We start from the raw sequence: 11,974 nt of genomic DNA on the forward strand, positions 1-11,974 counted from the left end.
ACTAAAGAGGTTTTATTAAATAGCTAAAATGAGCCTAGCATCTCAAGAAAACGATATCTAATTAAATGTAGTCTAAAATACTTGTTTGCATAATTTTGGTCCCCATTGATAGGGAGGCTTGATATGCTAACATCTGTGTTGAGTATTCCATATATTTCTGAATGACATCAACATCTTGTTTTTCTGAAAGCACTTCTTTTAAGTTAATGCTTTCACTTTCATTTCTTTCTTTCACTGCTTCTAACCGATTATTTACCGTCCCAATACGAGAACGGACATTTACAAAGTTTTCAGTATGAGTATCAATTTTGGCTAATAACTCACCAGACAACTTATCCTTATCGTCAGAATTTATTGCTGTCATAATGTCTTTGAAAAAACTTCCTAAATTATCAGGATTCACACTATCCCCGGTTTCTTTCATAAACAAGCGACCATCAGAGATCAAATCAACGGAAACCCCTGTAGCAATTTCTCGTGAAAGATTGCCGTTTTGAGGAATCTTTTGTTGATTATTATCAATTTTATCGACTGTACCATGATATTTCAAATCTAAAATATTCCCATCGCCATCTTTAACAATTTCAAATGGTGGTGTTTTCGTATTCTTCCCGCCAAAAATGTAGCGACCATCGAAGTTAGTATTTAATGAATCGACGATGCCTTCAAATTCTGAAATAATTTCATTTTTATTGGCAAGCATCTCTTCTTTTCCTTGGGTACCAGTGGCAGAAGATTCGATAAGTTGACGGACACGATGTAGTGAATCAGTCGCACTCGCTAAAGCTGAATCTTGGGTTTTCCCCCAAGCAATACTATCACCAATCGTAGAATTATAGTTAGCATTTTGCGTAATAGAGTTATTAACATTGATAATTTTAGCGTAAACTAAGGGATTATCTGATGACTTACTGTATTCTGACAATGAATTTAATTGGTTTTGATACTTTTGTAATTTATTTAAATTTGTTGCCATATTACGGTTAAATTCTGTATGCATGGTTGAATTAGAAATTCTCATTTTTCACTAAACTCCTGTCCGATTGATTAACGTATCTAGCATTTCAGAAATGACTGATATCACACGTGAATTAGCTTGAAAGGCCCGTTGGAATCGAATAACATCAGATACTTCTTCATTGATGTTCACTCCTGAAACTGAATCACGACGTTGCTGTAGTTGACTAAGTAAATAGTCTTGTGAGGTCATTGTGTTGTCTGCTTGTTGCTTAGAAATCCCATTTTTAGTTACGATATCAACGAAGGCCCCTAAAAAGGTTAGTCCGCCCTCCTGATCTTTAATTGTCATAGTTGCCGAATCATACAAACTAGCTAAATCGGTCTCTGACACCGGATATTTTAAGCGAACATCTTTTAGCTTACCGATGGCTGCTGCTCGTGAGCCGTCACCAACTTCATGACTGCCAAGTTCTTGCCCCGTATTGATTTTAGTTGGGTCTTTTTTCAATTCCCCTGATACTTGTAAATCTAAAGCATAGTTTTTAGATGTTCCTAAGTTAAAGAATGGCTCGCCTTTACCATTATCTGAATGAATCATATTGACAGTAGAAGCCAAGTTAAAGGCAAAACTATTTAATTCATTCAGCCGAGCATCCAACTCTCCTAAAGATTGTTGCAATCCTTTGGTGGCACCGGAAGTCATTTCAACTGCAGTGTAGGTGATTGGTTGGATTGAACTATCAGAAATCAAAATATCCCCGACTTGGTGATCACCACTTAAGACATCCCGACCTTTCAAAGCGTCTCCACCTTGAGAAACTAAGAACTTGCCATTTTCATCCTTGCCAACTATCACATTTACTGTTTTTAACGTTGTTGGTGTTAAAACATCTTGGCCTGATATTTTAACCGAAACCCGGTTGTACTGATCAAAACTAGTTTCAATTTTTGAAAAACTAGCTAAACTTTCTAAAATACTATCACGCTGATCTAATAGATCATTGGGAACCGTCCCATTATCTGACATTTTATAGATTTGTTGATTAATGACATCTAGTTGCTGTAACTTACCATTGAAATCTAGTGTGCCTTTTTCTAAGGTTGCCAGACTGTTATTAGCTAACTCAGTCATCTGCTTAGCCATATGATTAATCGTGTCTGTCAGCATATTACCATTTTCTAAAACAATTGTTTTGGCATTATCAAGTTCCGGGTTGTTACCTAGTTTCGACCAAGAATCAAAGTAAGTCGCTAAATTATCAGATAACCCTTTACTAAAGGGGGTCTCATTTAAAATTGTTTCTAGTTGACCGAGAATGTCCGATTTTTGTTCATAATAATTATAAGTTGATGTCTCAGACCGTATGTTGCCAATCACAAAATCATCGACTACTCGGATAATTGAAGTGATCTTCACCCCTGTTCCAACAGAACCAATTCCAACCATATGATAAGGTTGATCCGCTTGCATATTGACTCGTTGCCGTGAGTAGCCAGCAGTATTGGCATTAGCTATATTATGACCTGTTGTTTCTAATGCTTTCTGTTGTGCATTTAACCCTTTATTTGCCGTCCCTAAGGTACCAAATAAACCTACCATAATCTTTCACCTCTTTGCCAATTTTTGCTAAAAAAATCAGTCCTTAAAATTGTTGATTAACTAAACTGATATCTTTAGGACCTTGGATATTTCCTTGTCGTGAATAGGTCGGATTCACATCTTTAACACTTGCACTAATCGCCGAAAGAAAGGCCTCTTGATAACTTAAGGTTTGCTCTGTCAAAAGGAGATTATCTGTTTGAAGTTCTTGAATTTCTTGAATTAAAGTCATCGACAATTCAGAAGTCCCACTTTTAAACTCACTAAGTAATTCCACAAAGGCTTTTTTTTCTTCAACAATTGCCATAATTTTAGTGCCTTCGTCTTTAATTAAAGCTTTTTTCTCTTTTTTTAACAATCTAATAAATTTTTTTAATAATTGTTGTAATTCTCGTTCTTGAGCCATCTCTACATCCTCTGTTCTTTAAAAGTTTCCAGCAACTTGTCTGTTAAAGCATTTGGTTCAACGTGATAAGTGCCAGCTTGAATGGCTTGCTTAATATCAGCTAACCGTTTGTTTTCAGCTACAGATGCACTTGTCTCTTTTGAACGAATCCGTTGACTAGTTGTTGAGATATCAAGTGTAACGGATTCATCTTTAGCGCCCGTAACGGCGCTTTCACTTTGTCCGTGTTGGGCATAGCGATGAGTCGCTTCTAGATATGGTTGATAATCATTACCGATTTTCATGATAACTCTCTTCCTCCTTTTAGCTCTATTTCTTGGGACGAAACAACTGTTTTACTTAACTATAATTATTATCGGTTGTCTAGGGAAAATATTAAGTCCAAGGTTAGAGGTAAAAATGATAGTTTAACTAATCAAAGTTTAGCATAACAAACAAACACAATAGAACATTTAAGTTCATAACGTCTACTTAAGATAATTGCTAGGCTCATATTATATATTTCAGTTGAATAAGTTGTTTAAACATCCGTTAAATAACACTAGTTTTCTATTTTTAAAGACAAAATAAAACTAGGTGCTTAGCCTTGGTGGCATCTGCAACCTAGTTTGTGTTTAACGCTGATTTAAATTAGTGATTCGTTGTTTTGGCGAGAGGATATCCGTCAATCTTACGCCAAAATTTTCATTAATAACGACAACTTCCCCTTGGGCAATCAGTTTCCCATTGACATAAACTTCTAAAGGTTCATCTGTTAGCTTATCCAGTTCAACGACTGAGCCTACTCCTAAAGATAAGATGTCTTTAATTGATTTACGACTATTGCCTAAAACAACACTAAAATCTAAAGGGACATCCATAATTAAGTCTAAATTGTCAATCGTACTTTCTTTAGGCTTATTTTCTAAAGGCTGAAACCTAGGCTGTTGAATGTCGACTTTCTTTGAGCCATTCGTTTGTTGTTCAGAGCCTTTGAAGCTCATCCCTTGGATGTTTTCCTCTAAAGGTTCTGCCCGTCCTTCTAACACTTGGCCTGTATCAGCCAGCATTAGATCAGAAATTTCAGTGACCATTTCTTGCGTATAAATTTGCATAATTTCACTTTCAATGACTCCTTCAACTGATAAATCAAAAGCTATCTTACAGACAACTGTTTCATTAGCAATACCAGCATAGGTCACTTGAGCTTCATCTTGCCATAAATTAACTTCGGGAGGTAAAATATCAACTTTTTTACCAATCATTGTCGCCATCGACGTCGAAGCAGAGCCAATCATTTGGTTCATCGCTTCCCCAACGGCACTAAGCTCTAGCTCCGTAAATTCTGTGTTAGTTGTTGTTCCATCCCCACCGATCATTAAATCAGCAATAATAATTGCATCTTCAACATTCAATAACAACAAGTTACTCCCTTCAAGGTTTTCCTTAAATTCAACTACTGTTGACACTTTAGGCGTAACTAATTCCGCTAAAATTTGTTGAAATTTGACGTAAGTGACGCGGGGAGTTGTAATAGTCACTCGTCGATTTAAAATGGATGATAACGTTGTTGCTGCTTGAGACATTGAGATATTACCGACTTCACCAATAATATCAGTAATCGTTTGATCAAAGACCTCGTCATTCGTATCTTTCATTAATGTATCAATTTCTTGTTGTGATAAGCTTCCACTCATTATTACTCACCGTCTCCTTCCATTAGCTCTAAAATTTCAGCCGCTAAGTGCCCGTCTTTTTGACCAGGCTTTACTTTACTAAATAATTGATTTTCAATATACATCTTCAAAGGTTCCGCAATTTTTTGATTTAAGCTAATTGTGTCTCCTACTTCAAGTTGCGCAAAGTCAGCTAAGGTCATCGTTGTCTCACCTAAAACTGTTTCCATTTTTAACGTAACTGTCTCAATATTTTTCTTTAGCTGATCATTATCTGCTTCATTAAAACCTTTATCAGCATCAAACCAATTTCTGAAGCTTAATTTATCAACAATTCCTTCAAAGAAAACATATGGAACACATAAATTAATAAACGTATTCTGTTTAAAAATTGTGACAGTAAAAGTAATTAAGACAACTGGTTCGTTTGGTGACATATTTTGTAGTAATTGCGGATTCGTGTCTAGACTATCCAGCTGGCTTTCAATCGTTGTAATATCTTGCCAAGCGTTTTCAAAAGCTGTAACAAATGTCTTAAAGACTTCTTCTAAAATAGCCATCTCTATGTCTGTAAAACTTTTTTTACTTAGCTCTTCCCCTTTAGTGATTTGGGCTTCTGAAGCGCCACAGAGTAATTCGACTATTAACATACATAATTGTGGATTAACCTCGATCATTTGAATGCCATTTAATGGGGTGGAATGGAATAACCCCAGTAAAGTAAATTTAGGGATTGAATGAATAAATTCATCGTAACTAATTTGCTCAATCGAAGCCAACTTAAGATTAACATTTGTTCTAATTTGTGTACTTAAATGATTCCCTGCAAATTTAGAAAAATCTTCAAAAATCATAAATAATGTATTGATATACTCTTTTGATAATTTAGTCGGCCGTCTAAAATCATAGCTTTTAGCTTGAGGTGCCTTCTTTTCTTCAATTAATAATTCTTCATCAATGTCACCATTACTCATTGCACTTAACAATGTATCAATTTCTTGCTGACTTAAGACTTGTTTCAAATTGATCCCTCATTTTCAGAGAATAATGTCATGATATTTATAATATTAGTCGCTTTATCATCGATTTGAATCAAGCCTTCAATACTTTTGACTTGTTCTAACTGTTGGATATCTGCAGAGTTAATCGTGTAGACACCGACGATACCTTCAACTAAAATACCAAGTTTCTCTTCCTTATTTGTAATGATAATTATGTTTCGATGCTCTTCACTATCAGCTGCTCCTATAAATTTGGCAAAATTTACTAACGTCACTATTGTGCCTCGTAAATTAATTAAGCCTTCAACCCATTGAGGTCCTTGTGGAACGTGATAGAATTGGGTACTTTTAATAATTTCACCGACATTTTCAGTTTTTATGCCGTAATATTTTTCGTTTTTAGTAAAGACAATAATTTGCATAGCTTCTCCTATTCTTTTCAGACATCACTCTGATAAAGTTAGAGACTGACTTTATCTAAAGCTTTTATCACTCGGTCACTATCAAATGGTTTAACAATAAAATCAACTGCACCAGCACGAATAGCGTCCATCACCATGCCTTGTTGTCCCATGGCACTGCACATTAAAACTTTCGCCTCAGGATGCTCTGCTTTAATTTTTTTCAATGCTTCGACGCCATCCATTTCTGGCATTGTGATGTCCATTGTAACTAAATCAGGAGTCGTTTCATTGTAACGCTCAATCGCTTCGAGACCATTTTGAGCCTCTGCTACAACTTCATAACCGTTCTTTTCTAAGATATCTCTTAACTTCATTCTCATAAATACTGCATCATCAACGATTAATACTTTTTTTGCCATTTTATTCTTTCCTCTCTTACACTCCAAATGCTTTAAATAATTTTTCTAGTACACCTTCTTTAGGAATGAAGTACAATGCTGCTTCTAGTTTATCTCCTAAATAAAAGAACTCATTTCTAATTACCATGACTTGTTCGTCATATTGTTCCAACTCCATATATAAGCTACTAATAATTGCCCCAAACATTTCGACACGTAACAGTGGCACAGAAGAGACTAAATTCACATCAAGCATCTTACTAATAGCATTCAAAAATGAATTAACTATGATGTTAACTAGTTCTTTAGTAGCCGATTCCATTAGTACGTCTGTTTTAGGGATGTCTGTTGGCATCATCATTGTTGTTAAAAGATCAGCCGAGTCAACCGATAATGCAAATAGAAAAACACCGCCAGCATCGCCATAAACTTGACTCATAACACCGTAAACTTGCTGATCCTCTGCCATTATTTTCTGATATAACTCTTCGTAAGCCATAATTTCAATCAAAGGGACTTCCATATTGACTGGTTTACCGATTAATTGAGAAATGCTTGTTGCCCCATGAGCTCCACCAATATTAATTAACTCTTTAAGGACATCTAGTTGTAAATCAGTGAAATTATCAGACATAAATTCCACCATTACTTTCGTAACACAACGTATTGATATCTAAAATTAAAGTAATATCGCCATTTCCTAAAATTGTCGCTCCTAAATATTTTGTCAAAGTTTTTAATTCTTGACCTAATTTTTTAATAACAATCTCTTGTTGACCGATTAACTCATCGACAAGTAAAGCGTAATAATATTTACCTAGTAAAACCATAATCAAATGGGGATGTTGATTATCTAATTGTTCAGGAATTTCAAGTGATTCATTCACACGTATAACAGGTGTTGCCACGCCCCGGTAAAAATACACTTCTTTTTGATGAACTTGAACAATTTCTGATGGCTGAATTTCAATCACTTTTTCGATTACCCCAAGTGGTAATGCAAAAGTTTCTTGTCCGACTTTTACCATTAACGATTGGATAATCGATAAAGTTAAGGGCAGATTAATAGCAAATGTTGTCCCTACATCAACCTCACTTGTTAGTTCGATTGACCCACCAAGACTATTAATTTTAGAATGAACCACATCCATACCAACTCCTCGACCAGACACATTTGTTACTTCTGTGGCTGTTGAAAAGCCTGGATGAAAAATTAATTGCATGATTTCTTGCTCTGATAATCCTTCTACTTCTAATCCCTTTTTTTCGGCACTGGCTTTAATTAAAACTGGGTTTAAACCTTTTCCATCATCAGAAACACTAATCATTACACGATTGCCTTGTTGGGAAGCTGTTAGCCTAATTTTACCAATCTTTGGTTTCCCAAGTTCTGCTCGTCTCTCAGGTCTTTCAATGCCATGATCAGCAGAATTACGAATTAAATGAATTAAGGGCTCACTCAGTTCCGAAACAACTGTACGATCTAATTCTGTATCTTCGCCCTCGATTTCTAATTCAATCTCTTTGTCTAATTCTTTTGCTAAATCTCTCACGACACGGGGAAAGCGATTCATCACAATCCCAACTTGTTGCATGCGAATTTTCAAAACTAAATCTTGTAGTTCAGAAGTAATTCGAGCCACATGATCAAGGGGTTCTTTAATTTCAGCTGTTTGATAGCGACTACTCAAATTCTCTAAACGAGTTCGATAAACTACTAGCTCCGAAACCAAATTCATAAAAGAATCAAGTTTGGCTAATTCCACACGAATTGATTGATTACTGTGATTAGCTTCTACCTTAGTAGTTTGAGCAAGCTTGCTAGACATCGTTTTTTTAGATTCTAAGGCCTGATCTACAAGGAGTTCCTCACTTTCAAGACTTGTTTTCAACTTGTAGTCTTGAAGGCTTTCATTAGTCATTTTTTCAACTACAAGAGCCTCAATATCGCTATTACTTAAAATTAATTCTGTCACTTTTTCTGGTTCTTCTTGGCTCATAAATAGCAACTGAAAATCCCCTGAAAATTCACCACTTTCGAGAATTTCTGGACTTGGTTCAGAATGAATAACCTCGCCATAACTTTCTAACTTATCTAAAATCAAAAAGACTCTTGGCCCTTTTAAGGCACACTCTTGTTCTAAACGAATAGCAATCCCATAAGCCCAATAGCCTTGTTCGATTCCTTGGGAAATAATTTCTTCATCTGATAAGGATAAGTTAATAAAACTCAAGCTAAGTTGCCCTTCCTTTTGACTCGGATTTCCTCCTACTGTACTTTCAGTCTGACTAGTAGCTTCGTCAAAGTCCGTTAAACGTTGAACTAAAGTAGCAATCGTTGCTTCTGAAATGTCTTGCTTTAAACGGAGCCCTTCAACGATTTCAGCTAACTTATCTAAGCAATCAAAAATCAACGTTATCGTCTCACTTGAAATACTTAAGGTTCCGTCTTTAAATTGTTGAAATAAATTTTCCATCTTGTGTGTGAGTGTTGCCATCGTTTCGTACCCCATAGTCGCAGCCATACCTTTCAACGTATGAGCCGAACGGAAAATACTATCTAACAGTGTCCGATTGTCTGGTTCTTTTTCTAATCTTAAAATATCGTCGTTGAGACTTTCTAAGTGTTCATCAGTTTCTTCAAAAAAGAGTTCCCGATATTTAATATTATCATCCAACTTAAAAACACCTCTTTGCTCTTAGATTATTTATATCTTTTGATAAATAAAGGTTGATATCTTTTTAAACCCGATACTTTCAGGGTTATTAATTGTCTCAGTCGCTCCTGTAAAAAATATTCCGCCAGGAACTAGCGCTTTATGAAATTTTCGATAGATCTCGTCTCTCGCTTCGTTTTTAAAGTAGATTGTGACATTGCGGCAGATAATAATATGAAACCCCTTGTCATAGGGACTTTGCAATAAATCGTGTTGCTTAAAGCGAATCATGTTACTTAATTTCTGGCAGATTTGCTGCCCCTCTGTCGTAGTCGAAAAGTATTTTTGTCGCTCATTTATACTAAGATTTTTCAACTCATTGTCTTTATAACAACCTTTTTTGGCTTTGATTAAAACAGGTTTATCAATATCCGTTGCTAATATTTTATCGCCTAAAGGCCATTCATTTTGATCGGCAATCATCGCAACTGTATATGGCTCTGCCCCAACAGAACAAGCGGCACTCCAAATCTTAAGTTGTTTGTACTGGGGTAGTATTTCTTCTGAAACCACTCTCGAAAATTCTGTAAACAACTCTCGATTACGGTAAAATTCTGTTACATTAATCGTTATATAGTCTAAAAACTGTTGCTTGATTTCAGGCTCACTATTAATTAGCTCGGCATATTCTTCTAGGCTACTTGCACCTGTATTAGTCATGATGCTTAAGATCCGTCGCTGTAATTGTTTTTCTTTATATGAATATAAATCTAGTTGCAAATGCTTTTGAACCCATTTATAAAAATACTCAAAATTCATTAACCTTGCCTCACTTTTATAATCCAATTTAGTCTTTTACTAAGTGCTTGAAGACTCATTACTTCGTCGACAACACCGGCTTCAATCGCTTGGCGAGGCATTCCAAAAACCACTGAACTGCCTTCATCTTGGGCGATATTATAGCCACCTAAGGCCTTGATTTTTTTCATTCCTACTGTGCCGTCACTTCCCATGCCTGTCAAAATAACAGCAACCAAGGTTGTTTTAAAGTCATCAGCTGCGGATTCGAATAAAAAATCAACTGCCGGACGGACACCGTGTCGTTTTGCTAGTGTGTGTTCTAATACAATCCTTTGCGCCACTATGCGTAAGTGGTAATCACCTGGTGCTAAATAGATTGTTCCTTTTTGTAATTTCATGCCATTTTCAGCCTCAACTACTGACACTTGAGCTTCTTGATTTAATCGTTTAGCAAAAGAATGAGTAAAGCCGGCTGGCATATGTTGAACTATTATTATAGGAATATTTAGTTCTTTCGGTATGTCTTTGACTAGATTCATCAAGGCTCGCGGACCGCCAGTTGATGCCCCAATCACGATACATTTGACTTTAAGAGGCAAACTACTAGGCTCGACTTGCTCCCGTAGAATTTGTTTTGGCTTTTTATTTAGACGGTGTTGATTTAGTTGCCCCTCATAAATTAACTTGATTTTTGTGCTAATTTCTTGTTGAAATTCTTGACTAATCACTTGCAAGTTCTGGGGTTTCTCAATAAAATCCATAGCGCCAAGCTCCAGTGCTTCGATAGTAATGTCTTCTCCGGTTTGGGAACTTAACATAATAACTGGAATCTGGTAATCAGCCTTAATTTTTTTTAAGGTTTCTAAGCCATTTAAGCCAGGCATCTCAATATCTAAGGTAATTAAGTCTGGCTTTAGTTTAGGAATCAAACGTAAGGCATCCTCGCCATCCCGTGCGATGCCACATACACTTAGCCCAGAACTACTTTTAATTTGATCAGAGATAATTTTACGCATAAAGGCAGAATCATCAACAACTAAGACTTTAATTGAAATTATTATTACCTCTTTTCCACTAATTAATTTATAGCTCAATGATGTCACGATTAACAAGTTTAACTTTCACACTTAAAGTCGTTAAATCGACTATCAACGATCTGCCCATATTTCCACCTGTATGACTACTCAATAGGGGGATTTTTAATTTTTCGAGAACTGTAGTAACTGCAATAATATTGCGCTCCCCAATATTTGGTGCCTTGCTGCCTTCATTGAAGTTAAACATACTTGCCCCACCAGCCATTTTAGCAACAAATTTTCCCCGGGGTTCTTGTTGACGCATCTCTTGAATCATCTTAGGTAACGCTAAATCTGCAAATTTTTCTTGTTTTAACTGACTACGAGCCTTGAAGACCTCACTATCTGGCAGCATAATATGACTTAGTCCACCAAGGTGGCTTTTTTCATCATAAACAATAATTGCGATACAGGAACCTAAACCTAATGTCGTTAATTTATTGGGATTTCTCGTAATCTTATAATCAGAAATGCCGACTTTAACTTCTTCACTCATTGAGCATCCGCCTCAACTTGTTCACTTAATTCCAGCAAAAATGGCTCATACATCTGGTCTTCTTTCAGAATATCTAAAAGTCCTTGGCCATTAAATAGTTCATCAATGGCTAATTGAATAATAATATCTTCTTTAGTTTTTATAAAATACTTTAGATAGGCTTTTTCTTGTTCTAACTCTGTTTGCGGTTCTTCAATTTCCTCAAGAGTAAAATCTTGAATTCCAGTAATCCCCTCAACTAATAAACCAATCAAGCTTTCCTGCCATTGGACTATAATAATTTTAGACTGTTCGTTAGTCACCGTTTTTTGTTGATACAAACGTTGCCTTAGATCAACAATCGGTAAAACTTTTTGATCATATTGAATCATGCCTAAAACATATGTTTCCGTTTCTGGTACAGGCACTGGTAATTCCCATTGAATAATCTTCTCAGTTTTAACAATCGGTAAACTAAAGGATTGGTTATGGCTGACGAAAACAATTTGTTTTTCCATAGGTTACCCCTGTCTTTAATTAA

Annotated in this window: 14 protein-coding genes; all 14 read right to left on the reverse strand. The window is 35.8% G+C overall.

Going from position 1 to position 11,974, the window contains the following annotated elements; all coding sequences use genetic code 11:
• Positions 1-61 precede the first annotated feature (61 nt).
• Positions 62-1,021: a flagellin N-terminal helical domain-containing protein gene (locus CBF35_RS04195; RefSeq protein WP_126778740.1), complete on the reverse strand. Its 960-nt coding sequence runs from the start codon at positions 1,019-1,021 to the stop codon at positions 62-64.
• Positions 1,022-1,027: 6 nt separating this feature from the next.
• The gene (flgK, locus tag CBF35_RS04200; protein ID WP_126778741.1) at positions 1,028-2,560 is read right to left on the reverse strand and encodes a flagellar hook-associated protein FlgK; all 1,533 of its coding nucleotides are present in this window, start codon (positions 2,558-2,560) and stop codon (positions 1,028-1,030) included.
• Between the two features lie 43 nt (positions 2,561-2,603).
• Entirely contained in the window at positions 2,604-2,966 is a 363-nt protein-coding gene (locus tag CBF35_RS04205; RefSeq protein WP_126778742.1) for a hypothetical protein, read from the reverse strand.
• Between the two features lie 2 nt (positions 2,967-2,968).
• The gene (flgM, locus tag CBF35_RS04210; RefSeq protein WP_126778743.1) at positions 2,969-3,250 is read right to left on the reverse strand and encodes a flagellar biosynthesis anti-sigma factor FlgM; all 282 of its coding nucleotides are present in this window, start codon (positions 3,248-3,250) and stop codon (positions 2,969-2,971) included.
• A gap of 330 nt (positions 3,251-3,580) precedes the next feature.
• Positions 3,581-4,642 carry a flagellar motor switch phosphatase FliY gene (fliY, locus tag CBF35_RS04215; RefSeq protein WP_126778744.1) on the reverse strand — a complete coding sequence of 354 codons (1,062 nt, stop codon included), beginning with the start codon at positions 4,640-4,642 and terminating at the stop codon, positions 3,581-3,583.
• Between the two features lie 2 nt (positions 4,643-4,644).
• Complete coding sequence (gene fliM, locus CBF35_RS04220; RefSeq protein ID WP_126778745.1) at positions 4,645-5,643, reverse strand: flagellar motor switch protein FliM; 999 nt, start codon at positions 5,641-5,643, stop codon at positions 4,645-4,647.
• The gene (locus CBF35_RS04225; protein ID WP_126778746.1) at positions 5,640-6,044 is read right to left on the reverse strand and encodes a chemotaxis protein CheW; all 405 of its coding nucleotides are present in this window, start codon (positions 6,042-6,044) and stop codon (positions 5,640-5,642) included. Before CBF35_RS04225 ends, fliM begins: the two co-directional genes overlap by 4 nt.
• A 38-nt stretch (positions 6,045-6,082) precedes the next feature.
• Positions 6,083-6,445: a response regulator gene (locus CBF35_RS04230; RefSeq protein ID WP_126778747.1), complete on the reverse strand. Its 363-nt coding sequence runs from the start codon at positions 6,443-6,445 to the stop codon at positions 6,083-6,085.
• 16 nt (positions 6,446-6,461) lie between these two features.
• Positions 6,462-7,058: a chemotaxis protein CheC gene (locus CBF35_RS04235; protein ID WP_126778748.1), complete on the reverse strand. Its 597-nt coding sequence runs from the start codon at positions 7,056-7,058 to the stop codon at positions 6,462-6,464.
• Complete coding sequence (locus CBF35_RS04240; protein ID WP_126778749.1) at positions 7,051-9,102, reverse strand: chemotaxis protein CheA; 2,052 nt, start codon at positions 9,100-9,102, stop codon at positions 7,051-7,053. The genes CBF35_RS04235 and CBF35_RS04240 overlap by 8 nt, the downstream gene beginning before the upstream one ends.
• Positions 9,103-9,132: 30 nt before the next feature.
• Entirely contained in the window at positions 9,133-9,900 is a 768-nt protein-coding gene (locus tag CBF35_RS04245; protein ID WP_126778750.1) for a CheR family methyltransferase, read from the reverse strand.
• Positions 9,900-10,985: a protein-glutamate methylesterase/protein-glutamine glutaminase gene (locus tag CBF35_RS04250; RefSeq protein WP_244922564.1), complete on the reverse strand. Its 1,086-nt coding sequence runs from the start codon at positions 10,983-10,985 to the stop codon at positions 9,900-9,902. Before CBF35_RS04250 ends, CBF35_RS04245 begins: the two co-directional genes overlap by 1 nt.
• Positions 10,966-11,454, reverse strand: coding sequence for a chemotaxis protein CheD (locus CBF35_RS04255; protein WP_126778751.1), 489 nt, complete (start codon positions 11,452-11,454; stop codon positions 10,966-10,968). Before CBF35_RS04255 ends, CBF35_RS04250 begins: the two co-directional genes overlap by 20 nt.
• Positions 11,451-11,951 carry a chemotaxis protein CheW gene (locus CBF35_RS04260; protein WP_126778752.1) on the reverse strand — a complete coding sequence of 167 codons (501 nt, stop codon included), beginning with the start codon at positions 11,949-11,951 and terminating at the stop codon, positions 11,451-11,453. Before CBF35_RS04260 ends, CBF35_RS04255 begins: the two co-directional genes overlap by 4 nt.
• Positions 11,952-11,974 lie beyond the last annotated feature (23 nt).

Origin of the sequence: Vagococcus salmoninarum, assembly GCF_003987495.1 — a bacterium.
Classification (GTDB): domain Bacteria; phylum Bacillota; class Bacilli; order Lactobacillales; family Vagococcaceae; genus Vagococcus_D; species Vagococcus_D salmoninarum.

What these genes read in the sequence shown, in the direction of transcription:
- CBF35_RS04195 (WP_126778740.1), bottom strand. Translation starts at nt 1,021, where the DNA reads ATGAGAATTTCTAATTCAACCATGCATACAGAATTTAACCGTAATATG.
- flgK (WP_126778741.1), bottom strand. Translation starts at nt 2,560, where the DNA reads ATGGTAGGTTTATTTGGTACCTTAGGGACGGCAAATAAAGGGTTAAAT.
- CBF35_RS04205 (WP_126778742.1), bottom strand. Translation starts at nt 2,966, where the DNA reads ATGGCTCAAGAACGAGAATTACAACAATTATTAAAAAAATTTATTAGA.
- flgM (WP_126778743.1), bottom strand. Translation starts at nt 3,250, where the DNA reads ATGAAAATCGGTAATGATTATCAACCATATCTAGAAGCGACTCATCGC.
- fliY (WP_126778744.1), bottom strand. Translation starts at nt 4,642, where the DNA reads ATGAGTGGAAGCTTATCACAACAAGAAATTGATACATTAATGAAAGAT.
- CBF35_RS04225 (WP_126778746.1), bottom strand. Translation starts at nt 6,044, where the DNA reads ATGCAAATTATTGTCTTTACTAAAAACGAAAAATATTACGGCATAAAA.
- CBF35_RS04230 (WP_126778747.1), bottom strand. Translation starts at nt 6,445, where the DNA reads ATGGCAAAAAAAGTATTAATCGTTGATGATGCAGTATTTATGAGAATG.
- CBF35_RS04235 (WP_126778748.1), bottom strand. Translation starts at nt 7,058, where the DNA reads ATGTCTGATAATTTCACTGATTTACAACTAGATGTCCTTAAAGAGTTA.
- CBF35_RS04245 (WP_126778750.1), bottom strand. Translation starts at nt 9,900, where the DNA reads ATGAATTTTGAGTATTTTTATAAATGGGTTCAAAAGCATTTGCAACTA.
- CBF35_RS04255 (WP_126778751.1), bottom strand. Translation starts at nt 11,454, where the DNA reads ATGAGTGAAGAAGTTAAAGTCGGCATTTCTGATTATAAGATTACGAGA.
- CBF35_RS04260 (WP_126778752.1), bottom strand. Translation starts at nt 11,951, where the DNA reads ATGGAAAAACAAATTGTTTTCGTCAGCCATAACCAATCCTTTAGTTTA.